The organism is Gemmatimonadales bacterium, assembly GCA_036500345.1.
GTDB lineage: Bacteria > Gemmatimonadota > Gemmatimonadetes > Gemmatimonadales > GWC2-71-9 > Palsa-1233.
The window spans coordinates 1-21579 of record DASYCE010000002.1 but is presented as its reverse complement, the minus strand read 5'-3'; the positions used below and the strand labels follow the sequence as shown (position 1 = coordinate 21579).

The following is a 21579-nucleotide window of genomic DNA, read 5'->3' as shown; positions in this document are numbered from 1 at the left end:
TTTGACGAATTCCTCCCCCGCGCCATAGGTTGGCGCATGACTCTCGACCAGGCGATCCAGCTCACGCAGCAGACCTTCCCGCGGGTCTACTTCGCGTGCCACTCGCGCCACGCGGCGCGACGCTCGCGCGATACCGGCCTCTCGGCGCGCGACGCCGACATCCTCGCGCACCTCGATGTCGACCGACCGATGGCTCCGTCACTCCTCGCGCGCCATCTCGGCCGGGCGCGATCGACCGTGTCCGAGGCGATCAAGCGTCTCGAAGCGCTCGGCTACGTCACGCACGATCGCAGCGGGGTCCGTTTGACAGCGACAGGGATCCGCACCGTACGGACAACCTCCGTGTTCGAACACATCCGGCTCGAGAAGTTGCTCAGGCATGCGACGCCGGCGGAACTTGCCAGGATCGGCCGGGGCCTCGACACCCTGAGTGCCATCTGCCGCCGCGCTGCCGAGGCGCCCTGATGCGGTATCTCGTCGTGGGCAGCGCGATAATCGTCGTACTGATCGTGGCGGTGGTGATTGTCGGATATACGTTGCCGGTGAAGCACCGGGCGATCCGGTCGGCGGTGATTCATGCGTCGCAGGCACAACTGGCGGCAATGATCGGCGACGTCGGCCATTATGCGGAGTGGCGCAACGGAGTGAAGAGGGTCGAACTGATCAGCACGAATGATACGTCGCGTCGGTATGGCGAGCAATCGTCCGACGGCACCATCGAATACGTGATGGACACAGCGGGAAGTCCGTCAAGAATCGTCACGACGATCAGCGGCGGGGTACGCGCGTTTGGCGGACGGTGGACCTACGACCTCGCACCGCGTGGCGAGACGACGGCGCTCCAGATCACCGAGGATGGTGAGGTCTACAACCCGCTCTTTCGCTTCATCGCGCGCTTCATCATCGGGCAGACCGCGACGATCGATCGGTACTTCTCCGACCTGCAGCGACGCATCGCCGCGCAATCGTGACCGCGCGGCGATGCGTCGCGGAATCCTCTACTGCGGCTGACTGAGGTCGGGCGGATCCTCGCCGAGCGCCGTGGCGAGATCGATCAGGTGTTCCTGCTCGTCGGCCAGGATCTGGCGGATATGCTCGGCGATGGCATACTCGCCGAGCGATTCGCACTGCCGCAGCCGCGCCCGGTACTGCAGGATCGTCTGCCGTTCGTTTTCGAGGTCGAACCGCAGCATTTCGCGCGGCTTGTCGGAGGTCTTCACCGGTTTCGGCACGACCACAGGGTTGCCGCCGAGATAATCGACCTGGTTCGAGATGATCAGCGCATGCCGGAGCTCCTCGCCGGCGTGCTTCTCCAGCTCGGCCGCGATCGCCATGTATTCCGCGCCCTTGAGCACTTGCGAATAGACAACGTACGCGATGATCGCCTGGTATTCGCGGGCGAGGTCTTCGTTGAGGAGTTCGATCAACCTCGCGCGGGAGACCGGCGACGGATCGGGTGCGGCGGATTGCGACTTCGGCTTCGCGACGGGCTGGGTCTTCGGCTTCGGGGCCATGCAGTGATCTCCTGGGTATTGATGTCATCACCTCGTTCTTGATGACGAATACCCACTGGACGGAACCACGTCCCAGCCCTGGTCAGCTCCCAGACGTCGTCGCGGCCTGTACTGCCTGCCGGAAATCCAGCGGTGCCTGGATGCTGTCGAACGGTTCCTGGGTCCCGCCGCTCCCCGTCACGACAATTTCGCCGTAGCCGAAGACCCGCCCCGACAGACTCTGCGTGACGGTGATCCCCTCGATTTTTGAGAGGAGGAGCTCCATCGACCGGGTCGACATGACGCCGAGTTTGATGATCACCCGCTTGTTGGTGACCGCGAATTCGGAACTCCGCCGGCGAATCCACGCGGCGAAGAGGACGATCACCGCGATGGCGACCGGCGCGAGCGCGATCAGGCGGCGATTGGCCGACAGCGCCCAGAGTGCCAGCGCGAGCATCGCCAGTGATACCAGCACGGGGGCGACAAAGATTTTCCAGTGAAGCCGTGTCCGGTACGTGATCGTTTCGCCGGGAAGGAGATGCGTGGTGATATAGCTCACGAGCGCTCCGCGGAGGATAGGACGATGACCGGGTCTGTCGGGCGGGAAAAACTACTTGAGCGCGGCCAGGGCGCGGGTGAACGCGGCGCGGTCAGCGCGCGGGAGTGCCGCCGCGAACTCCTCACCGACGCGCGCCAGTTCGGACGCGCCGTCGGCCTGGCGCTCCTCGCCGAGCCGGGTCACCATCGCCAGCACGCTGCGGCGGTCCGCCGGATCGTCGACGCGCCGAACCAGGCCGTCCGCTTCAAGCCGATCGACCAGCTGCGTCATGTTGGACCGGACACAGCTCAGTCGTGACGCGAGTTCGCTCAGCGGGAGCGGGCCGCCCGCCGCCACCAGCTGCGTGAGGACGCCGAGCTTCGACGTGGAGAGACCGATCGGCGACAGCGCCTGTTCCAGGCGGTCCTCGATACCATGCGCAACGCCGAGCAGCGAGAACATCACCGCTTCGGCGCCCGGTGCGGCGACGGGCTCGGCATCGGTCTTGAGACGGTTCATATGTGAACAATATCGATCATTTGTCGTGACACGTCAAGGATTGCTGACGAAGCGCTGGTTCGATGATCGCTCACGGCTCGGCGTTCCTGACCCACGAGCCGTACATCGGATTGGGAAGGAGGAAGTACTTCACGCCGAAGTCGCGGTACCCGTCGGGAGTCGAACGCACCGACTGACGCAGCGCCGGAAAGTCCTCGATGTTGTCGCCGATCCATTCGACGACGTGCAGCGGGGGCACCCCGGGGACGGCAGTCCCCTGCTGGACCCGCTCGAACCGCGGATTCTTGTCGGTTACGCCGGCGGGACCGCAGAGGACCATGTCCGCCGCGACGCCGATCTTGGTCAGGTTCTCCCGGGTCGGCGCGCAGAGCGAATCGGGGCGGTTGGAGACGATCACCACCTTGCCGCCGAGCGCGTGCACCTGTCTGGTGAAGTCGACGGCACCCGGGATCGCGGTCGCCGCACTTTCCCGAACCCACGCGGCCCATGCGGTCTCGGAGTACGCCCGGCCGAGATCGGCGTCGCGGCGTTCACTGAGCGAATTGTCGAGCACGGTTTCGTCGGCGTCGAGGATCACTGCCCAGGTACCGGCGCGCTGGTCTCGAATCAGTCCGAGAAGATGCTCGGCCGCCGACCGGTAGACCTCCAGCGCGATGCCGCGATACTCGGCCGACGATCGAAACCAGTGGATGTCGTTGCGCGGTGCCGGTGCGGTGGCCGCCACCGGTACTGGCGCTGTCGTCACTCGCCGCGACGCACCGCATCCAGTGATCGCGCTGAGGGCGAAGGTGGTGGCGAGCGCGCGCGCGTTGCGGATCGGCGGCATCATGAGAGAATGTGCTGAAGCAACTCGACGTTCGCCGGCTTGGTCAGGTGATAGTCGAAGCCGGCAGCAAGAGAGCGTGCGCGATCTTCCTCACGCGCGTGTCCGCTGAGTGCCACGAGCAGCAGGTCGCGTCGGCGCACGCGCAGTTCGGCCGCCACCTCATAGCCGTTCTTTCCGGGCATTTCGATGTCGAGGATCACGGCATGCGGCTCGAACTCCCATTCGAGGCGCAAACCAGCCACTGCGCCTTGCGCCGTCCGCACATCGTGGCCCCATGAACTGAGCAGGCGGGCGAGCGAGTCGCCGGAATCGACCGAATCGTCGACGACCAGCACCCGTTCGCGACGTCGCACACCGTCCAATTCGGCGCGTGCACGAGACGGCTTCGGCGCAACGGTCATCCGGGTGCCAGTCGCTGCCCTGTCTGCGAGCGGCAGCTGCACGGCAAAACCGCTTTGCGGCGCGAGCTCGGTCTGCACCGATACGATCCGTCCGCCATGCAACTCGACGAGCGAGCGCGCCAGCGCGAGGCCGATGCCGGGTGGTTCGTCGGGGCGACCGGGAGCGACTGCCGCGAACGGATCGACGCCGGTCGGCCAGCCGGCCGCGACCCCCGGAGTGTCACTCACCAGCTGCAGCACCGCGGCGTCGCCCTCCTCCCGCAAGGTCAGCGACACGAGACCGCCGGCACGAGTCCGCCGGGCGGCCGACGTGAGGAGATTGGTGACGATCTGGGCGAGCCGCGCCGGATCACCGGTGACGAAGAGTGGCTGGTCGGGCAACGAGACGGCGATCTCCCGGTCGTGCTCGGCGAGCGCCGGCATCGCCGCTTCGTGGCCGGCACGCGTCGCTGCAACGAGATCGGTGCGCTCCATGCGGAGTTCCAGGCTTCCCTGACCCACGCGCGATGCATCGATCAGGTCTTCACTGAGCCGGACGACGTGCGCCAGCTGGCGCTCGATCACCGCGCACGCCTGCCGCTGATCGGGCACCGAAGCCGTTGCCCGGGCGAGGTAGCGGGTCGAGTTGCTGATGGCGGCGAGCGGGTTCCGCATTTCATGACTGAGGACGGCAAGGAATTCGTCCTTGCGACGACCTGCGTCGCGCAGTGCGTCGATCGTTTCGTGCGCAGCGTACACGGCGCCGGCGATCGCTGCACATCGTGTCACGACGCGCAGATCCTCGGCGTCGAATCCCCGTTGGCCGGCATGGTCGATGACCCAGACCGCACCGACAATCCGGTCGCCCACGGGCAGCGGAGCGACCAGCGCTTCGACGATCGGCGGCTGCAACTCGCGCAGGTACTCGAAGTGACGCGCCGGATGGATGTAGAGTTGCGGCACAGCTCGCTCCACCACGATTCGACTCGCGGAGACGTGCCCCGGCATCACGCCCCAGAGCTGCTCGCGCAGCGCACCCGTCAGCGCGTGCCACCGGAAACGGCCAGGACCGTCCGGTTCTTCCAGGAGCGATACGCCGGCAGAGCCCGCGCCGCACAGACCAACAAGGATCTCGGAAAGGCGTTGCAGCACGTGCCGCGACGGCCGCGCCATCTCGGCGACCAGCGCCTCGACAGCGGCGCGTTCGCTCGAGGGATCGAGCGCGTGCGCGGGGCGAGTCCCCAGCTGATCGGTGGCGAGCACGGAATCGAGAGAGGCTGGCATGGGAGAATAGATACCATGCCGGCCGCTTCTCGTCACGGCGACGTCATTTGACGAAGCGGATCACCTGGTGCACCATCGGCGCCCCGTTGAAATGATGGATATCGAGCATCGTCGACGACGTGTCGGCTGATTGGACCGTGAAATCGAAGGTCTCGCCGATGTTGATCGCCTGCCGCGCATCGCCGGTCGTCCGCTGCCAGGGCGGCAGCGCCGCGCCGTCCTTCGCGATCGCCGTCCACTCGATCGGAACACCATCATGGAGAAGCGTTGCAATCGCATCGGGCTCCGATACCGAGATATTGATGAACCGGAAGCGATACGATGTACCCGTCTTCAACGTCACTGGTTCGGGAGTTCGCGATCCGTTGAGCACCGGCAGGAATGTGGTGTTGTCTCCGATCATGAAGACGCGATCGATCGACGGATTCCAATGTTCGGCCGAATCGAGCACGATGAGCGGACCGTAGAGGCCGTGCAGGAGCTGCCGCACGTCATTGAAGTGGGTGTGGTAGATGAATGTTCCGGCACGCGGTGGCGTCATCAGCACTTCGAACGAATCTCCCGGCATGATCGGCGGTTCGAGCGACTTCGGATCGCCGCTCACTCCAGCAACGCCGTCGTAGTAGCTCTCGAGCTCCATTCCGTGCCAGTGCACTGCAGTCATTTCCGGTGAATGGTTGACCACCCAGATCCTGGTCGGCTCACCGCGACGAAGAATCAGCGTCGGTGCAATCCCGCCGGCCGGTTGCGGAAGCGGCGCCGAGCCGGGAGTCGCGCTCACGACGTAGCGAAACCGGCGTGCGGTGTCGGCGGGAGCGGAATCGGATTCCACCACCAGCCTGATCGTGCGGCGCGAACCGGTGTATGAGTGCCAGCCGTGTGGTGCCACAATCGTGACGCCGATGACGAGACCACCCATCCCGGTCATGGCGTGGTTCATCGTCTCGTGCCCCGGGTACCCGTCGACGATGTGCTGCACCCTGGGCCCGGTCGGCTCGGTGTCGGGACCGATGGCGGTGTTCGGCACGACGTGCGGCGGGAGATGGCAGTGGAAAATCCAGTCTCCCGGACGGTCGGCGCGCCATGCGATGTCGGCAGTGGTGCCATCGAGGATCGACTCGGTCACGCCCATCCGTTGCTGGTTCGCCCAGTAGACGGTGTCACGGGCGACGTCTCCGCGCGCGTTGACGCGATAGAAGAACCCATGCAGATGCAGCGGATGCAGATCGTTGGACGCATTGACGATGCGCCAGCGAATGGAATCACCCAGCGTGTAGGTCAGCCGTTCGGTGTTGGGCCACGGCTTCCCGTTGAAGGTGAAGAGATCGTGGTAGAAATCCGATTGTCCGTTGGGCAGCGTGTCGGCGGAGTATCGTTCGATCACGAAGACCCGGTCAGGCGCGACCGGACCGGGCGGATCGACGATGAAGGCACCGCTCAAGTGCGAGTCGTCGATGTCGCGAGCCTCGAAATCCTCGCCGTGCGACGATCCCCAGTAGTAGTAGGTCCCCTCGACATCGGCACGAAAGGCGGCGTGGGCCGTGGCGCCCGCCGCGACCACAATCGTGTCCATCACGGCGCCCCGCCGCGCCGATAGTCCGTGGATCACCACCCGCGCCCCGGTGCGATTGCGAATGACAACGCGCACCATTGTTCCGCGCACCACGCGAAGCATCGGTCCCGGATCCTGGAGCGGCTTCCCCGCTTCGCCGAAAGCCAGCATCGGAATCCCTCGGTGATCGGCGCCGAAGGGGCGCCAGTCACCGGTATCGACCACGAGTGCCACCGAGAGCGCGGCACCACTGATCGTCCCGGCGTGGACTCGATTGTCGTTGAAGGCGATCGGCTGACGACCGCGATGCCCCGCAGCCGCCGGCGGCGCGGTCACGGGCGCCATGAGGAGCAGACCACCCAGCGGGGCAAGGAGTCCGAAGCGCATGTGATGGCCTGGTAGGAGTTCGCCTAAGGTCGAGGGCAGTTCCCAGCTTGTCAACAGAGGATCCGTCGCTGTCGCTGGCGCACCGGCGGCGATCGTCTCCGGAGCAGGCGTGGTGATCACCGCTGCCGGTCGCGGTACCTTTGGTTCGTCGAAATGGACCACGCGCGACGCGAGGACACGATCTGACCCCACACCACCCGCCCGCACCCGGTGCCGATCTCGAACGCGAACTCCGCCGCCAGGTGACCGGCGAAGTACGCTTCGACGCGGGAAGCCGCGCGGCGTGGTCCACCGACGCATCCAACTACCGGCATGTCCCGATCGGCGTGGTGCTGCCGCGCACCGCCGAGGATGTGGTCCGCACCGTGGCCATCTGCCGCAAGCACGGCGTCCCGGTCACGCCGCGCGGCGGAGGGACGTCGCTGGCCGGGCAGGCGTGCAACGTCGCGGTGATCATCGATTCGTCGAAGTACTTCAACCGGATCACCACGTTGAATGCGCGTCAGCGCATCGCCACCGTTGAACCGGGGTGCGTGCTCGATGACCTGCGCCGCGCCGCGGCGCCGCACGGCCTCACCTTCGGTCCCGATCCCGCCACCCACAATCGCAACACCCTCGGCGGGATGATCGGCAACAATTCGTGCGGCGTGCATTCGGTGATGTCGCAATTCTTCGGGCCCGGCCCGCTCACGTCCCACCAGGTGATCGATCTCGACATCCTCACCTACGACGGCCAGCGGTTCACGGTCGGTCCGACCGGCGACGACGAATTCGCCACGATCGTCGCAAGTGGCGGCCGTCGCGCCGAGATCTATCGGGCGCTGCGGCAGATCCGCGACACGTATGCCGACCGGATCCGCGAGCGATTCGTCCAGATCCCGCGGCGTGTCTCGGGATTCAACCTTGAAGCACTCCTTCCCGAACACGGCTTCAACGTCGCACACGCGCTGGTCGGCACCGAGGGAACCTGCGTCATGGTCCTCGGCGCAACCGTTCGACTCATCCCTGCGCGGCCGAAGCGCACGCTGGTCGTGCTGGGATATCCCGATGCGTATATCGCTGCGGATCACGTCCCGGAGATCATGGCGCACAAGCCGGTCGGTCTCGAGGGGATGGACGATGTGATGATCGACATGATGAAGCGGCGCGACATGAACACCGAGCAGCTCGCCCTCCTGCCAGAGGGACGCGGCTGGCTCCTGGTGGAATTCGGCGACGACACCAAGGAAGGCGCGACGTCGCAGGCGAAGGAATTCGTGTCCGGGATCACATCGGGTGCCGCTCCTCCTCACGCCGCGATCTTCGATGACGACGGCGAGGCGCGGAAACTCTGGGAAGTGCGGGAGGCGGCACTCGGAATTGCGGCCAATCCTCCGGGGATGAAGCCGACCCACGAAGGCTGGGAAGATGCCGCCGTCGCACCGGAGCATCTCGGGAAATATCTCCGCGAATTCCGCGACCTCCTCGCCGAGTTCGGTTATCACACCGTGCTGTACGGGCATTTCGGCCACGGCTGCGTCCATTGCCGCATCGACTTCGACCTCACGACAGAGGGAGGCGTCGCCACGTGGATGCGATTCCTCGACCGCGCCGCCGATCTGGTGGTGAAGTACGGCGGATCGATCTCCGGCGAGCACGGCGACGGTCAGGCGCGCGGCATCTTCCTCACCAGGATGTACGGCGCCGATCTGGTGCGGGCGTTCGAGGAGTTCAAGGCGGCGTGGGATCCCGACAACCGGATGAATCCCGGCCGCGTGGTGCATCCGCGCCGGCCCGATCAGGATCTGCGCATCGGCCCCAGCTATTCCCCGCTCCCGGTCGTCACCCATTTTGCGTTCGCCGATGATCACGGATCGTTTGCGCACGCCGCGGGACGATGCGTGGGCGTCGGCCTCTGCCGCCGCACCGACGGCGCGGGAACGATGTGCCCCAGCTACGCCGCGACGCGCGAGGAAGAAGACTCCACCCGCGGCCGTGCCCGGCTCCTCTTCGAGATGCTGGAGGGCGACCCGATCGACGACGGATGGAAGAGTGACGCCGTGCACGACGCCCTCGACCTCTGCCTCGCGTGCAAGGGGTGCAAGCGCGACTGCCCGGTCAGTGTCGACATGGCGACCTACAAGGCCGAGTTCCTCTCGCACCACTACGAAGGGCGCGTCCGCCCGCGGACCGCCTACACCATGGGGTTGATTCACGAGTGGGCCCGGTTCGCCGCGCCGATCGCGCCGCTGGTGAACATCGTCACGCAGACGCCGCCGCTGTCGGCCCTCCTCAAGGCCGTCGGAGGGATCGCGCTCGAACGGCGCATCCCGCGATTTGCGCATCCGACCTTCCGCAGCTGGTTCCGGCGCAGAAAGAAGCCGCCGACCGGCAAGCCGCGCGTGCTGCTCTGGCCCGACACCTTCAGCAACTACTTCAGGACGTCACCGGCGATTGCGGCAGTGGAAGTGCTCGAAGGCGCGGGGTACGACGTGGCGATCCCGCCCCGCCCGCTCTGCTGCGGACGACCGCTCTACGACTGGGGGATGCTCGACCGCGCCAAGCAACTCTGGCGCCGCACCATCGACTCGCTGCGCGACGACATCCGCGCCGGCACGCCGATCGTCGGGCTCGAGCCGAGTTGCGTGGCGGCGTTTCGCGACGAACTCATCGGGCTCTTTCCCGACGATGACGACGCCCGGCGACTGTCGCAGCAGACCGTGATGCTCAGCGAGTTTCTCGCCGACCGCGACTTTCGCACGCGGCCGCTGCGGCGCCGCGCGATGGTCCATGGCCACTGCCATCACAAGGCGGTGATGACGATGAAGGCGGAGGAGTCGGTGATGAAGTCACTCGAACTCGACTATCAGCTGCTCGATTCGGGGTGCTGCGGAATGGCGGGGTCGTTCGGGTTCGAAGCCGACAAGTACGACCTCTCGATCGCAATCGGCGAGCAGCGGCTGCTTCCGGCGGTCCGCGCTACCGACGGCGACATGCTGATCGTGGCGAATGGCTTCTCCTGCTACGAGCAGATCGTGCAGCAAACCGGCAGGATTCCGCTCCACCTCGCTGAAGTAGTGCGCTTGGCGCTCCATCAAGGCGAGTGACCGTCGCGGCCGTTGCAAGCTGAACCTGCACGGCGCCGCATGTCTCCATATAATACTGGCTGTCATGACCCCCTCTCCACGCACCCGGAACGCTCGATGACTCGCATTCGATTCGCCCCCGTCGCGGCGGCACTGGCCACGGCCCTTACGCTGCACACCGCGGCAGCGCAAACCTTCCCGACCGGCGACCCGGTCATCAAGAACATCTACGCGATCGGGATGGACAGCACTCATCTCCCCGCGGAAGCGCATTCGCTCTTCGACTCGCTGGGACCGCGGTTGATGGGGACGCCGAACCTCAAGCGGGCGCAGGACTGGCTCGTCGCGATGTACAAGTCGTTCGGCATCGACGCGAAGGAAGAGAAGTACGGCACGTGGCGCGGATGGATTCGCGGACCGTCACATATCGACCTGGTCTATCCACGGGTGCGTTCGCTCGAAGGACAGATGGTCGGGTACTCGCCCGGAACGAACGGCAAGCCGGTTGTCGACGGGATCGTCATCCTGCCGCGCTTCAAGGACAGCACCGAATTCGTGAAATGGTTGCCGCAGGCGAAGGGGAAGCTGGTCATGATCTCCGCGCCGATGCCGACCTGCCGCTCCCAGGAGCAGTACAACGCCCTGGGCACGCCGGCGGAAGCGGCCGCGATGGCGAAGGCCGTCGTCGAAGCCAAGACGGAATGGGGCGGACGCAACGTTCGCGGCACCGGATATTCCGCGGCACTCGGCGGCGGTGAACTCGGCGTCCGGCTGGAACAGGGCGGTGCCGCCGGGATCATCACCTCGCGGCCGAAGCTGGCCTACACCGATCCCAACGCGGCGGGACGTGGGGGCGCCGGTGGCCGCGGTGGTGCAGCCGGCGGGCGCGGCGGCGCCGGTGGTCGGGGCGCCAACGCCACCGTCCCGATGACGCTCGATCTCGCCACCGGCACCGCGACGATCGACAGCGTGGCACTCCGGGCAGCGATCGCGGCGCAGGACCGCAACCGCGGCAGCGAGGGCGGCGTCGGCGCGATGGAAGTCTTCGAGACGTACAACACCAGGACCCCTGCCGTCGCGCTCAATTGCGAAGATTACGGCCTCGTCTACCGCCTCACCGATGCCGGCGACCAGCCGAAGATCCGGCTCGACCTCGACGGCAAGCTGCTCGGCGAGCAGCCGGTCTTCAACGTCGTTGCGATGGTCAAGGGAAGTGAAAAGCCGGACGAGTACGTCGTCCTCTCTTCACATTTCGATTCGTGGGATGGGTCGTCGGGCGCCACCGACAACGGTACCGGCACGCTGACGATGCTCGAAGCAATGCGGATTCTCCGCAAGGCGTACCCGCATCCCAAGCGCACCATCATCGCCGGCCACTGGAGCGGCGAAGAGGAAGGTGAAGTCGGTTCAAAGGCGTTCACCGAGGATCATCCCGAAGTGATCAAGGGGCTGCAGGATGTCTTCAATCAGGACAACGGCACCGGCCGGATCCAGCGCGTTGGCGCCGGCGGGATGGCGCACGGTCCGGAGCACGTGAACATGTGGCTGAGCAAGGTCCCCACCGAGTGGGGTGGCCCCCTCGGACCGGTCGGCGTCGGCGGCCCGTCAGGGAGCGGCAGCGATGGGTACTCGTTCACCTGCTACGGCGTGCCGACCGGCGACCTCGGCGCGGCTAGCTGGGATTACGGCACGCTGACCTGGCACACCGAGCGCGACACGTACGACAAGGTGGTCTTCCCCGACCTGATGTACAACGCCACCCTCACCGCGATGCTGGCGTACGAGGCGTCGGAAGATCCCACGATGATTCCGCACGAAAAGGCTGATCTTTCGCAGGGTGCAGCAGCAGGACGTGGTGGTCGTGGCGGCGGCGCCTGGCCGACGTGCGAGAAGGCACCGCGGACAACCAAGCCGCGCCTGAAGTGAACTGACCGGGGATGGAGGGCTGTCTTGCCAGCTGACAAGCAGCCCTCCGCTCTTCGGCGTTGGATCTCGCTCGGGATCAACGTCGTCCTCTTCGGGATCGCGCTGGCAGTTCTCCGGCACATCCTGACAGCGTACCACTTCGCCGATATCGTCGGCGCCATTCACAGAATCGGCTGGATCCACATCGCGGCGTCGCTCGTCCTCACCGCAGTGGGGTACGGCGCGCTGGTCGGATACGACTACCTCTCGCTCCGGATGGCGGGCCATCCGATCGCACTGCACAACATGCTCACTGCCTCGTTCGTGAGTCAGGCGGTCCAGAACAGTGCGCCGGTCTCGATCGTCACCGGCGGCGGCGTGCGCTACCGGCTGTACAACCGGCTCGGCGTGACCGGTGCCGAGACCGCCGCGGTCGTCGCGGGAAATGTCCTCACGTTCATCCTCGGTCTCTTCGCGGTCGCAGGCGTCGCCTTCGTCATCGCGCCGGTCTCGATTCCGCACTCGTTCCACCTCCCGGCGAAGTCGCTCCGGCCGATCGGCGTGGTCTTTCTCCTGCTCACGATCACCGCGCTGGTGCTGGCACATCGCAAGGTTGGCACGGTGCGGATCGGCCCGGTCGAGCTGCATCTCCCGTCGGCGAAGACGGTTCGCGAGGAGCTGCTCGTCTCGATCGCGGACTGGCTGCTCAGTGCCAGCGCGCTCTACGTGCTGATGATCGCCGCCGGTCCGGTGTCGTTTCCGCGATTCATGAGTGGCTTCCTGCTCACCCAGATCGTGACGCAGGTGGTGCCGCTCCCGGGCGGGATCGGTGTCTTCGAGGCGGCGATGCTGCTCCTCAAGCCGCACAGTGTCCCGACACCGGTTGCCACGGCGGCGCTCCTCGCGTATCGGGTGATCTACTACCTGATTCCGCTCTTCATCGCGACAGCGGTCCTGGCGCACGAGGCGTCGCGAACGCCGAAATCGAAGGTGTCATCGCCGATCCGCGTCGCACGCGAGATCACGCCGCATCTCTTCGCCATCCTGACGTTCATCACCGGCTTCTTCCTGCTCGTCCTGAACACCGTCCCCAATAAGTCCCAAGGCTTCACGTGGCTGGGCGACGTGCTGCGACTGGCGGTGATCGAGGGATCGCATTTCATCGCATCGCTCGTGGGGATGGGGCTCCTGCTCCTCGCCTTTGGCCTCGAACGGCGACTGCGAAGCGCCTATCGCCTCACCGTGGCGTTGCTGCTCCTCGGGATGCTCGCGGCACTCATGGAGGGGCTCGATATCACCACGGCGGTCGTCCTGGCGATCCTCTTCCTGCTGCTCCTCGTCGGCCGGCGCGAATTCGACCGGCTGATTCCCTTCAGCGAGGAACCGCTCAACGCCGGATGGCTCGTGGCTGTCGCCGCCGCGATCGCGGGGCTCGGGTGGCTGGGGACGTCACTGCGAGTGCGCGGTGAGTACAACCGCGATCTCTGGTGGCGCTTCGCATTGAACGACGGCGCGCCCAGGGCGCTCCGCGTGACGATCAGCGTGCTGGTTGCCGTGGCGGTGTTCTACGGCGCGCGACTCGTGACCGCGGCTCGCCGGGTCCGCAAGCGGCGTGCGGCGTAGTCAGAGCTCGGCCTGTTCAACCGGGGCGACCTGGTGCGGTCGTTCACGCGAATAGATCAGCGCGAGAAGGATCGCGCCGGCCGTCACGCCGATGTCGGCAACGTTGAACGTCCAGAAGCGGTGCGTACCCACGCCGAGATCGATGAAGTCGATCACGCCACGATCCCACCGAATCCGGTCGATCAGGTTTCCCGCAGCACCGGCGGCAATCAATCCGAGCGCGAGACCGATCAGCCGCGCCGCCGATGGCGCCTGGCGGAGCAATTGCACCATCACGATGATCCCGATCGCGGCGATCGCGGCAAGACCCCATCGCGACCACGGGCCCAGGGGAATGTTCATCGCCGCTTCGCGATTGAATACCAGCGTCAACCGCGCGACCTCACCGATGAATCGATGAGGAATCCCTGGCGGCTCGAGTTGCGCGTAGGCGAGAATCTTGGTGAAGCGGTCGGCGAGGAGGAGCGGCAGCGATGCTGCAAGGAATGCCCGGGTCTTGGGCGCCATTCATCGCTTACCTGTCTTGGCGTCGAGCGAATCGACGTGGCGCAGGAAGGCGCGGAGGGCCGTGACGTGCGCGTACGCTCCGTCCCAGGTCGTGACATGTGCCGCACCGGGAATGATGACGAATTGCGCCCCGGGAGTGAGCTTGGCGAAGTGCCGCACGGTGGCGGTGTCGGCTTCGTCGAATTCTCCGACGGTGTAGAGCACCGGAACCCGGACCCTGGGAAGGAACCCCGTCGCGTTGTAGTTCTTCAGTGTTCCGGTGATCGTGAACTCGCTCGGCCCCTCCATGTAATCGTAGATCGAATCGTTCGCCGTGCGCATCAGCGAATCGAGATCGACCCGGATAGGATGGCGCCAGACATACTTCCCGTAGAATTCATCTGCCGCCGCCAGGTATTCCGGCGCCTTGTAGTCGTGCGTCGAATCGGCGACGGCAATCGCATGCTGCGCCCCGAGTGACAGCGTCGTCACCAGCTTCGCCGTGTTGCGTGCCCATTGCGGCAGGTCGAGTGCGGGCGAACTGAGCGTCAGCGACGCCACGTGATCAGGGTGGGCGCGATAGTACTCGAGCGCGAGAATCGTCCCCCACGAATGCCCGACCAGGTGCATCTTCGCAAAACCAAGATGCGAACGGAGCGAATCGAGTTCGCGAACGAAGTGGGCGATCGTCATCATCGACGTGTCGCCGATCCGATCGGACTTCCCCGCGCCAAGCTGGTCGTATCGGACGACCGGCCATTCGTCCCTGATCACTTCCAGCGGCTTGAGATAGAAGGAGGAGAACCCCGGGCCACCGTGCAGCAGCACGACCGGCGTTCCGGTCGCGGGACCCGAGACCTTGTACCAGATCGAGCCCCCGTCGACTGCGAGGCGGGATTCGCCGGCGAGCATCTGCGCCGCGCGGGGAGCAATCGGCGCCGTATCAGCGGCGGCCGGCGCGGCAGCTGCAGCACCCGGCGTCGCCGCAGATGGAGGTGTCGCTGTCGAACCTGCGTCTTTCCGACCACCACACGCCGCAGTCACGAGCAGCAGGGCGGCGATTGCCCTCCGGTTCATCGCCCGGCCAGTTCGGCCCGCGCGGTCTCGACCGCTCCGCTGAAGGCGCGCGCCCGCGCGGTGAGCTCGCCCCACGCGCCCTTGGCGATCAACGCCGGATCCATCAGCGCGTTGCTGATGCTCACGGCCGCGGCACCGGCCTTGATCCACTCCGGCGCGTTCTGCAGCGTCATACCGCCCGACGGAATCATCTTGAGGAATGGCAGGGGCGCCAGGATGTTCTTGAAGAAGTCGGTGCCGACTGACGGTGAGGGATACACCTTGATCAGTGGCGCGCCGAGGCGCCAGGCACGCAGGATCTCGGTGGGAGTCATCGCACCGGGAACGCAGACGATGCCGCGATCGACGCAACACGCGATGACATCTTCCTCGAGCGTCGGACTGACGACGAACTGTGCGCCGGCGTCGATCACCTCGTTGGCGGTGCGCTCGTCGAGCACCGTGCCGGCGCCGATCATGCAGCCGGGGATCGCGGCTTCCGCCAGTTCGCGCACGGCGTCGATCGCGCCCGGGGTGGTGAGTGTCACTTCGAACGAACCGACGCCACCAGCTACTACCGCTTCGGCCGCGCGGCGGAGCGAAACGGCCTGATCCATCCGGACCACGGCGACAACGCCGCTGGCGAGCATGTGGCGAAGCGTGGCGCTGTCGCGCTGGATATCGATGTCCTGCTGGGGCATGTGCGAGTCACGGTTGCGGGAGCGCAAAAGATACCATGATCTCCCGGGGCTGCCCGGTGCGCGTGACGCCCCCTGCAACTCGGATCAGCGCAGCACCGCGCCGTGTCCGAGAAGCCCGGCGATCAATCGCTCGAGCGAGCGACTCGCCTGCTTGCCGACCGTCGCACCCCAATCGCGGAGGTCGTGCCAGATCGGAAAGTCGTCCGGTCTGCAGTCGACCTGCGGCGGCTCGGTGCCGGCGAGGAAGACTTCCCGCGCACCGCAGCTGTCGGATGAATCGTCGCCGCTGCCGGCGTACGCCTCGGTGATCCCCGGAGGAACGTCGAATGGGCCCCAGCCGCCGTCGGGCGCGACCTGATCGAGGAAGCTCGCCGCCACTGGCAGCGCTGCGGCGGCTCCGGTCTGCCCGAGCGATTCGCCGTCGTCGAACCCCACCCAGACGCCGACCACGAGCGACGGCGAGTAGGCAACGAACCACGCATCGCGCCAGTCGCTCGACGTCCCGGTCTTGCCGGCAATCGTGCCGACCCGTCCATCCTGCGCCAGCGCGCGCGCCGTCCCGTGCTGCACCACACCTTCGAGCGCCGACGTGACGAGGTACGCCACCGCCGAATCGACCACCTGTGTCCCGGTCGGCAGCGAATCATCCGACACGATCGACCCGAGCCTCGCCGCGCCGATGACGGACCGCGTTGGCACCAGCTTCCCTTCAGTCGCCAGCACACCGTACGCTCGCGTCAGCTCGAGCAGTGTCACTTCCGAGCTCCCCAGCGCGATGCTCGGCACCGCATGGAGCGGCGACGTGATGCCGACCCGCTTCGCGGCGTCGACGATCCGATCAGGACCGACCGCAAGGCCGATCCGCGCGAACGGAACATTGAGCGACTGCTCCATCGCCTGACGCACCGTCACGTTGCCGCGGAAGGAATGATCGTAGTCGACCGGCTCCCACGGACCGCTTGGCGTCGACACGCGCAGCGGTGCGTCCTGCACACTCGATGCGAGAGTGAACTGCGGCGACTGGCCGTCGTGCGGTGCCAGCGCAGCCAGCGCCACGATCGGCTTGAATGCGCTGCCCGGCTGCCGGTGCGCGTCGGTGGCGCGATTGAACTGCGACTGGCCGTAATCATCACCACCAACCATGGCGAGGACTTCGCCGGTACGCGGGTCGATGGCGACAAGCGCCGCTTCCGCGCCGTGGTGCGAGAGACGGGCGACGCCGCGCGCCACCGATCGCTCGGCGGCGCGCTGCAGCGTCACGTCGAGCGTCGTGTAGACCGCCATCCCCCGAGGTGCCACGCGTCCGGGGACCTGTCCCACCACATAGTCACGGAAGTATCTCCCGTCGACTGCGGGCAGCGGATGCTCGCCCGGATTGATCCGGATCCGCTCCGCCTGGGCCGCGGCCGCGGCACTGATCCGGTGCTGATCCGCCATCAGCTGGAGCACCATGTCGCGCCGCGCGAGCGCCGCCTCGGGATGGCGCGCAGCGACGTTGCGATTCGGCGCGCTGATCATCGCCGCAAGCTGGGCCGACTCCGCCAGCGACAATCGCCGGACATCCTTGGCGAAGTAGTACCGCGCCGCGGCACCAAAGCCGTGGATGGCGCGCGGACCATCCTGGCCGAGGTAGATCTCGTTCAGGTAGGCCTCGAGGATCTGCGCCTTGCTGTATCGCATCTCGAGGACCACCGCCATCGCAGCTTCACGCACCTTTCGGAGCGGGGTGCGGTTGGCGGTGAGAAAGAGATTCTTGACCAGCTGCTGCGTGAGCGTACTGCCGCCCTGCGCGATGCTGTGGGTGCGGATATCGGCAACCATGGCGCCGGCGATGCGCTTCAGGTCGAGACCGTGATGTTGGTAGAAGCGCTGATCCTCGACGGCGAGAATTGCCTGGATCAGCGATCGCGGAACATTCCGGAGGGTAACCGGGATGCGCTCTTCCATCGGCGCACCGTCGAGGGTCCCGATCGCGACCGCGGCGTTCCCCGTGTCGCTCACGCCGCCGTCACTCCCGTCACTTCCTTCGGTCCACGCAACTGGACGGGTGTAGATCGTGCTGGGCACCCGCGACATCGGCGATTCGAGGCGGGCTCGCATCACCGCTTCGCTCGTGATGACGCCAAAGCCGATGATGCTCAAGACGCCCACCACGATCGCGGTCCGGCGCAAGGTGATCGCCGAACGAACCCGGGGCCATCCCTCGCCCAATCGCTCCCTGATCCGCTGCCAGTCCATCGCGACCTCCGCCGCACCGTCGACTTCATTGCAGACGGGATCGGTGCAGCGGAAGTTTCACCATGCAACAATGGCTATTCCGGATCGACCCCGCTGCTCCCGCGACCATCTCTTCCTGCGGGGACGCCAAGCTCGGTCGTTGACGGCACGAGCTCGGATTGTCCGGCACGTTTCAGCGTCGCGTTCAGGCGCGGGAGCTGAGTCGCCAGCACTCGCTTGAGATGCACCAGCTGGGCGTCGAGTTGCGGCACCAGATCATTCCAGACGTCATATGCCTGCTGCGGCGGCCGGCGTTCCCCGCTTGCAACGAATCCCGAGAGCGCTCCGATCTGGTTGTTGAGGCGAATCGGGAAGTTGAGCGGGTCCTCGCTGGCGCGGTTTCTCGTTTGGTACAGCGTTTCCTCGATCACCGTGAGCGAATCGTTGAGTGCCGTCGCAAGCGTGCCGAACGTTGCACCCTCTGCTCCGGTGACCCGCGGCCGCAGCGAGTCGAGTTGATAACGGACATTGCGAATGGTGCGCACCGCGTTGTTGGCCGCCGAGACCGTGTCGCGGATGCGGAGGAGGAAATTCACCTGTTCCGCGACGTCGGCGTCGGATGCCGTCGTCCGCGGATCCTTGCGGACCTGCAGCGTCCGCGACGCTGTATCACCGCCGGCGATCATCCGCACCGTGTATTCGCCCGGCGCGCCGACCGGCCCATTGAGACCGTTGCCGCTCCAGTAGACGGCACCCCGGAAGTTCACGCCGTCGGGATAGCGCAGCGAGAGGTTGTAGCTGTTGAGTCCCGCCGCCGTGGTCACCCGCGCCGGTGCGCCGCCACCAAACCCGCCGCGGCCCCCTCGGCCGCCACCTGCTGCAGGCGTTGCGGTGTCGGTATTCGACGAAGTGACCAGCACCTTCCCATGCGGATCGACCAGTTGCAACGTCACGTTCTCGCCCGACCGCGGCAGCCAGTATTCCGCCTTCACCGCGCCCGCGCTCCGGTATGTCGTCCCCGGCTGATAGAGAAACGCTGCGGTCTTCGTGACCTGATCCGCCTGGCGCAGCGGCGCAATCCCTTCCATCGCATAGAAGCCGCGTCCCATCGTCGCGATCACGATGTCGTCATCGCGCAGTGCGATGTCATGCACGGCCACCGGCGGAAGATTCCGCATGAGTGATTCCCAGTGCTCGCCGGCGTCGTAGGAGATGTACATGCTGCGCTCGGTCGCGGCGTAGAGCAGCCCAGGACGCACCAGATCCTCGCGAATGGCGCGGGTGAACTCGCCTGCCGGAATGCCGTTGACGATCTTCGTCCACGTCCGTCCGTAGTCGGTGGTCTTGTAGAGATACGGCGCGAAATCATCCATCTCGTACCGGTTCGCGGCGAAGTACATCGTCCCCGGCGCGTGCGGCGAAGGCTCGACGATCGAGATCCGCGTCCATTTCGGCAGATCCTTCGGCGTGACGTTGGTCCACACCGGCTTCGGGGTGTTGACGTTGCGCGTGACGTAGATCAACCCGTCATCCGAGCCGCTCCACACCAGCCCCGGCGCGATCGGCGACTCCTGCACCGCGAAGATCGTCCCGTAGTACTCGACGCTCGTCTGATCCTTGGTGAGCGGACCGCCCGATGCGCCCAGTGTCGCGGGATCGTTCCTGGTGAGATCAGGTGATACGATTTTCCAGTCGCGGCCGAGGTCGTTCGACTTGAACAGCACGTTCGATCCGACGTAGAGCACCTTCGGATCGTTGGGCGAATTCATGATCGGGTAGGTCCACTGGAAGCGGTACTTCGAATCCTTCGCGTCGTGGCCCATCGGGTTGAGCGGCCACGGATCGAGCCGCATCGACTGGCCGGTGCGACGGTTCTGCATCTCGAGCACGCCGCTGTAGTTGCCGCCGAAGGTCACATCGGGATCGAGCGGATCCGACGCCACATATCCCGACTCACCGCCGGCACCCCCGTACCGTGGAGTGAAATCGTACGGACCCGCAGGTGCGCCGCCGGCAGCACCTCGACCGCCGCCTGCACCACCGCCGCCACCGCGCCCGCCACGGCCGCCCCCTGCTGCACGAATCGGGAAGCAGTCGACACCGCCATCCTGTTCGGCGCCGCAGACGTCATATGGCGATGCGTTGGTGAGATGGACGTGATAGTACTGACCGGTGGGGATGTTGGCGCTGACGCGGGTCGTCCCGCCGTCGGTGGTGATCACCACGCCGGGGTCGCCTGCGACGGCGATCCGCTTCGGATCATCCGGCGCGATCCAGAAATGGTGCGTGTCGCCGTTGCCGAGACCTGACTGGAATGTCTTGCCGCCATCGCGCGAGACGTACCCACCGACGTTGGCGCCGTAGATGACGTTGGTGTCCTTCGGATCGGCGAAGATCTTGGAGAAGTACCAGGCACGCTGACGGAGATTGCGATCACCGTTCAGGAACTTCCACGTCTCGCCGCCGTCGTCTGATCGGTAGACGCCGCCGGAATCGGCTTCGATCAGCGCCCACACCCGCGATGGCTTTGCCGGCGAGATCGCGATGCCGATGTCGCCCCAGATGCCGGGCGGCAGCCCCGGACGCCGGGTGATCTCGGTCCAGTGGTCGCCGCCATCGGTGGTTTTCCAGAGCCCGCTCCCCTCACCACCGCTCACCAGCAGCCAGGGCTTCCGCCCCGCCTGCCAGAATCCAGCATACAGCACGTTCGGGTTCGACGGATCCATCACCAGGTCGGCGACTCCGGTCGAATCGTTGCGGAAGAGCACCTTCTCCCACGTCTTGCCGCCGTCCTTCGTGCGGTAGACGCCGCGCTCGCTGTTGGGGCCGAAGACGTGGCCGAGCGCACCGACGTAGACGATGTCCGGGTTGGTCGGATGAATCACGACCCGCGAGATGTACTGCGTCTCCTTGAGCCCCATGTACTGCCACGTCTTCCCGGCATCGGTCGATTTCCAGACGCCGTCACCGTGCGAGACGTTGCCGCGGATCGGCGTCTCGCCTCCGCCCGCCCAGACGATGTCGGGGTTCCCCTTGAAGACGTCGACCGATCCGACCGTGCCGCCGAAATAGTTGTCGGTCATCGGATTCCACGTGTGACCGCCGTCGGTCGTCTTCCACACCCCGCCGCCGGTGGTGGCGACGTAGTACTCGTTCGGCCGCTGCGACGAACCGACCACCGACGTCATGCGTCCCGTGTGCGCCGGGCCGAGCATCCGCCATTCGAGCCCCTTCCAGAGCGACGTGTCGGCCGGCGCGTACGCCGCCGGGGCAACTCGCTGCGTCGCGGGAGGGACCCGCGCCGGTCGCGTCGCGCGCTGCGCCACGGCAGGCGACACGCCAAGGGACAATGCAGCCAACGCAAGCGACCACCGATGAAACGATGAGGACACGCACGACTCCGGGATGAATGCGCTCGAGGGGAGCCGCAACGAAGAGCGGCTCCATCAAAGATATGATGAAGCCGCTCCACTGCACTCGCCCGGACGTACCGACCGTTCAGGGCACGGAATAGCTCGGCCAGTTGTCGGTCCAGGTGTTCTGC

General features: G+C 66.1%; 16 protein-coding genes. 5 read left to right on the top strand and 11 right to left on the bottom strand.

The features are described 5' to 3' along the window. The first annotated feature begins 36 nt into the window (after positions 1 to 36). Positions 37 to 465 carry a MarR family transcriptional regulator gene (locus tag VGM20_00545; protein ID HEY4099343.1) on the top strand — a complete coding sequence of 143 codons (429 nt, stop codon included), beginning with the start codon at positions 37 to 39 and terminating at the stop codon, positions 463 to 465. Next, on the top strand, positions 465 to 971 hold the full coding sequence (locus VGM20_00540) for an SRPBCC family protein (protein ID HEY4099342.1): 507 nt from the start codon (positions 465 to 467) through the stop codon (positions 969 to 971). The genes VGM20_00545 and VGM20_00540 overlap by 1 nt, the downstream gene beginning before the upstream one ends. A gap of 27 nt (positions 972 to 998) precedes the next feature. Here VGM20_00540 and VGM20_00535 read toward each other — a convergent pair whose 3' ends face one another. The 6 genes from VGM20_00535 to VGM20_00510 all read right to left on the bottom strand — a co-directional run bounded on the left by VGM20_00535 (position 999) and on the right by VGM20_00510 (position 6982). After that, a complete protein-coding gene (locus VGM20_00535; GenBank protein ID HEY4099341.1) occupies positions 999 to 1514 on the bottom strand; it encodes a ferritin-like domain-containing protein in 516 nt (171 codons plus the stop codon). A gap of 82 nt (positions 1515 to 1596) precedes the next feature. Continuing rightward, entirely contained in the window at positions 1597 to 2055 is a 459-nt protein-coding gene (locus VGM20_00530; GenBank protein HEY4099340.1) for a PH domain-containing protein, read from the bottom strand. A gap of 51 nt (positions 2056 to 2106) precedes the next feature. After that, entirely contained in the window at positions 2107 to 2553 is a 447-nt protein-coding gene (locus VGM20_00525) for a MarR family transcriptional regulator (GenBank protein HEY4099339.1), read from the bottom strand. A gap of 70 nt (positions 2554 to 2623) precedes the next feature. Further along, positions 2624 to 3382, bottom strand: a complete 759-nt coding sequence (locus VGM20_00520) for an HAD family acid phosphatase (protein ID HEY4099338.1) — start codon at positions 3380 to 3382, stop codon at positions 2624 to 2626. Further along, positions 3379 to 5043, bottom strand: a complete 1665-nt coding sequence (locus tag VGM20_00515; protein ID HEY4099337.1) for a response regulator — start codon at positions 5041 to 5043, stop codon at positions 3379 to 3381. The genes VGM20_00520 and VGM20_00515 overlap by 4 nt, the downstream gene beginning before the upstream one ends. A gap of 43 nt (positions 5044 to 5086) precedes the next feature. Further along, on the bottom strand, positions 5087 to 6982 hold the full coding sequence (locus tag VGM20_00510) for a multicopper oxidase domain-containing protein (GenBank protein HEY4099336.1): 1896 nt from the start codon (positions 6980 to 6982) through the stop codon (positions 5087 to 5089). 242 nt (positions 6983 to 7224) lie between these two features. Here VGM20_00510 and VGM20_00505 point away from each other — a divergent pair, with 242 nt between their 5' ends. The 3 genes from VGM20_00505 to VGM20_00495 all read left to right on the top strand — a co-directional run bounded on the left by VGM20_00505 (position 7225) and on the right by VGM20_00495 (position 13575). Further along, entirely contained in the window at positions 7225 to 10068 is a 2844-nt protein-coding gene (locus tag VGM20_00505) for an FAD-linked oxidase C-terminal domain-containing protein (GenBank protein HEY4099335.1), read from the top strand. Between the two features lie 96 nt (positions 10069 to 10164). After that, positions 10165 to 11973, top strand: coding sequence for a M20/M25/M40 family metallo-hydrolase (locus tag VGM20_00500; protein HEY4099334.1), 1809 nt, complete (start codon positions 10165 to 10167; stop codon positions 11971 to 11973). A gap of 24 nt (positions 11974 to 11997) precedes the next feature. Further along, a complete protein-coding gene (locus VGM20_00495; GenBank protein ID HEY4099333.1) occupies positions 11998 to 13575 on the top strand; it encodes a lysylphosphatidylglycerol synthase domain-containing protein in 1578 nt (525 codons plus the stop codon). Here the strand turns inward: VGM20_00495 and VGM20_00490 are convergent, their stop codons facing one another. From VGM20_00490 to VGM20_00470, 5 genes are all read right to left on the bottom strand, one after another. Beyond that, complete coding sequence (locus VGM20_00490; protein ID HEY4099332.1) at positions 13576 to 14082, bottom strand: signal peptidase II; 507 nt, start codon at positions 14080 to 14082, stop codon at positions 13576 to 13578. Beyond that, positions 14083 to 15138 (bottom strand): proline iminopeptidase-family hydrolase, encoded by a 1056-nt coding sequence (locus VGM20_00485; protein HEY4099331.1) that lies wholly within the window; start codon positions 15136 to 15138, stop codon positions 14083 to 14085. Further along, a complete protein-coding gene (locus VGM20_00480) occupies positions 15135 to 15818 on the bottom strand; it encodes a bifunctional 4-hydroxy-2-oxoglutarate aldolase/2-dehydro-3-deoxy-phosphogluconate aldolase (GenBank protein HEY4099330.1) in 684 nt (227 codons plus the stop codon). The genes VGM20_00485 and VGM20_00480 overlap by 4 nt, the downstream gene beginning before the upstream one ends. An 84-nt stretch (positions 15819 to 15902) precedes the next feature. Then, positions 15903 to 18056 (bottom strand): transglycosylase domain-containing protein, encoded by a 2154-nt coding sequence (locus VGM20_00475; GenBank protein HEY4099329.1) that lies wholly within the window; start codon positions 18054 to 18056, stop codon positions 15903 to 15905. A 74-nt stretch (positions 18057 to 18130) separates the two neighbouring features. Continuing rightward, positions 18131 to 21427, bottom strand: coding sequence for a glycosyl hydrolase (locus VGM20_00470; protein ID HEY4099328.1), 3297 nt, complete (start codon positions 21425 to 21427; stop codon positions 18131 to 18133). Positions 21428 to 21579 lie beyond the last annotated feature (152 nt).

Bases quoted from the DNA above. Each gene is read 5' to 3' on its own strand.
- VGM20_00475 (HEY4099329.1), bottom strand. From the start codon at position 18,056: ATGGACTGGCAGCGGATCAGGGAGCGATTGGGCGAGGGATGGCCCCGG.
- VGM20_00480 (HEY4099330.1), bottom strand. From the start codon at position 15,818: ATGCCCCAGCAGGACATCGATATCCAGCGCGACAGCGCCACGCTTCGC.
- VGM20_00490 (HEY4099332.1), bottom strand. From the start codon at position 14,082: ATGGCGCCCAAGACCCGGGCATTCCTTGCAGCATCGCTGCCGCTCCTC.
- VGM20_00535 (HEY4099341.1), bottom strand. From the start codon at position 1,514: ATGGCCCCGAAGCCGAAGACCCAGCCCGTCGCGAAGCCGAAGTCGCAA.
- VGM20_00485 (HEY4099331.1), bottom strand. From the start codon at position 15,138: ATGAACCGGAGGGCAATCGCCGCCCTGCTGCTCGTGACTGCGGCGTGT.
- VGM20_00510 (HEY4099336.1), bottom strand. From the start codon at position 6,982: ATGCGCTTCGGACTCCTTGCCCCGCTGGGTGGTCTGCTCCTCATGGCG.
- VGM20_00515 (HEY4099337.1), bottom strand. From the start codon at position 5,043: ATGCCAGCCTCTCTCGATTCCGTGCTCGCCACCGATCAGCTGGGGACT.
- VGM20_00500 (HEY4099334.1), top strand. From the start codon at position 10,165: ATGACTCGCATTCGATTCGCCCCCGTCGCGGCGGCACTGGCCACGGCC.
- VGM20_00540 (HEY4099342.1), top strand. From the start codon at position 465: ATGCGGTATCTCGTCGTGGGCAGCGCGATAATCGTCGTACTGATCGTG.
- VGM20_00545 (HEY4099343.1), top strand. From the start codon at position 37: ATGACTCTCGACCAGGCGATCCAGCTCACGCAGCAGACCTTCCCGCGG.
- VGM20_00520 (HEY4099338.1), bottom strand. From the start codon at position 3,382: ATGATGCCGCCGATCCGCAACGCGCGCGCGCTCGCCACCACCTTCGCC.
- VGM20_00525 (HEY4099339.1), bottom strand. From the start codon at position 2,553: ATGAACCGTCTCAAGACCGATGCCGAGCCCGTCGCCGCACCGGGCGCC.